At 74.2% G+C, this 2067-nt stretch carries 2 protein-coding genes; both read left to right on the top strand.

The window, feature by feature from the left end:
* Positions 1-664: PP2C family protein-serine/threonine phosphatase (locus STRTUCAR8_RS15755; protein WP_006376772.1), on the top strand; the 664-nt coding region annotated here is incomplete at its 5' end.
* A 104-nt stretch (positions 665-768) separates the two neighbouring features.
* Positions 769-2001 (top strand): radical SAM family heme chaperone HemW, encoded by a 1233-nt coding sequence (gene hemW, locus STRTUCAR8_RS15750; RefSeq protein ID WP_006376773.1) that lies wholly within the window; start codon positions 769-771, stop codon positions 1999-2001.
* The last annotated feature ends 66 nt before the right edge of the window (positions 2002-2067 follow it).

Here is a 2067-nt window from a genome sequence, read left to right as displayed (position 1 = left end):
CGGCCTCGCCCGTCCCTGGCTGCGGCTGCTCGCCCGCGAGGGCTACCGGGTCGCCGACGTCCTCGACCGCCTCAACCAGCTGCTCCTCGACGACGCCACCGAGACGGCGGACGCGGCGGCCCGAGCCCTGGTCGCGGCGGACGGGCGGCCCGCGCCACCGGGGGGTCCGGCGGGCTCGGGAGGTTCGGTGGCCTCGGGGGGCTCCGCCGAGCCGGCCGTCCCGGCCGCGGTACGGCAGGGCGAGGGCCCGCAGACCCGTTTCCTCTCCCTCCTCTACGGCGAACTCGCGCCCTTCGACGGGGGCGTGCGCTGTACTCTCGCCTCGGCCGGACATCCGCTGCCGCTGGTGCTCCGGGCGGGCGGTGAGGTCCTGACCGCCGCCGAACCGCAGACCCTGCTCGGGGTCGTCGAGGACGAGACGTACACGAGCGGGAGCTTCGAGCTGTGGCCGGGCGACAGCCTGCTGTGCGTCACCGACGGGGTCACCGAGCGGCGCTGCGGGCCCCGCCAGTTCGACGACGGCGACGGGCTGGCGAGCGCCCTCGCCGGCTGCGCCGGGCTGGACGCGCAGCTGATCGCGGAACGTATCCGCCGACTCGTGCACGAGTTCGGGGAGAAGCCGCCGGAGGACGATCTGGCGCTGCTGGTGCTGCAGACCGACTGACGGGCCCGGCCGGTGCGCCCGGCCGGCGCGTGCGACTGGTGCCCCGGTGATGCCCCGGTCCTCGGGTGGGGCGGGTCGGCGCGGCGGTGCTGGACAATGGAGGCATGCCCTCCGCACTCCCCGACGGCGAACCCGTCCCCGACGACGGCGCCCTGCCCGCCCCCGCGCTCGCCGGGGCCGCGGACCGTCCCCTCGGGTTCTACCTCCACGTCCCGTACTGCGCGACCCGCTGCGGCTACTGCGACTTCAACACCTACACGGCGACCGAGCTGCGCGGCACCGGCGGTGTCCTGGCCTCCCGCGACAACTACGCGGACACGCTCGTCGACGAGGTCCGGCTCGCGCGGAAAGTGCTGGGCGACGACCCTCGCGAGGTCCGCACGGTGTTCGTGGGAGGCGGTACGCCGACTCTTCTGGCCGCCGACGATCTCGTACGGATGCTGCGCTCGATCCGCGACGAGTTCGGCCTCGCGGCGGACGCCGAGGTGACGACGGAGGCGAACCCGGAGTCGGTGGACGAGCGGTATCTGGCCACCCTTCGCGAGGGCGGCTTCAACCGGATCTCGTTCGGGATGCAGAGCGCGAAGCAGCACGTGCTGAAGGTGCTGGACCGTACGCACACGCCGGGGCGGCCCGAGGCGTGTGTCGCGGAGGCGCGGGCGGTGGGGTTCGACCATGTGAACCTCGACCTGATCTACGGCACGCCCGGCGAGTCGGACGACGACTGGCGGGCCTCGCTGGACGCGGTCCTCGGGGCGGGGCCGGACCATGTGAGTGCGTATGCGCTGATCGTGGAGGAGGGTACGCAGCTGGCTCGGCGTATCCGCCGGGGCGAGGTCCCGATGACCGACGACGATGTGCACGCGGACCGGTATCTGATCGCCGACGAGGTGCTGGGGGCGGCGGGCTACGACTGGTACGAGGTGTCCAACTGGGCCACCTCCGAGGCCGCCCGGTGCCTGCACAACGAGCTGTACTGGCGCGGCGCCGACTGGTGGGGCGCCGGGCCCGGGGCGCACAGCCATGTGGGGGGCGTGCGGTGGTGGAACGTGAAGCATCCGGGGGCGTACGCGGGGGCGCTGGCGGCGGGGCGGTCGCCGGGGGCGGGGCGTGAGGTGCTGTCGGAGGAGGACCGGCGGGTCGAGCGGGTGCTGCTGGAGCTGAGGTTGCGGGAGGGGGTGCCGTTGGCGCTGCTGCGGGATGCCGGGCTGGCGGCTGCGGGGCGGGCGTTGGGGGAGGGGTTGCTGGAGGCGGGGCCGTATGGGGAGGGGCGGGCGGTGTTGACGTTGCGGGGGCGGTTGTTGGCGGATGCGGTGGTTCGGGATCTGGTGGACTGAGGGCGCCGTACCAGTTCCCGGGTTTTCTCGCCCCCGCCGCCCCTACCCGTCCCATCCCGTTCCTGG

The sequence above is a fragment of the Streptomyces turgidiscabies Car8 genome (genome assembly GCF_000331005.1).
GTDB lineage: Bacteria > Actinomycetota > Actinomycetes > Streptomycetales > Streptomycetaceae > Streptomyces > Streptomyces turgidiscabies.
This window is presented reverse-complemented; position numbering and strand designations above follow the sequence as displayed.

Bases quoted from the DNA above. Each gene is read 5' to 3' on its own strand.
- hemW (WP_006376773.1), top strand. From the start codon at position 769: ATGCCCTCCGCACTCCCCGACGGCGAACCCGTCCCCGACGACGGCGCC.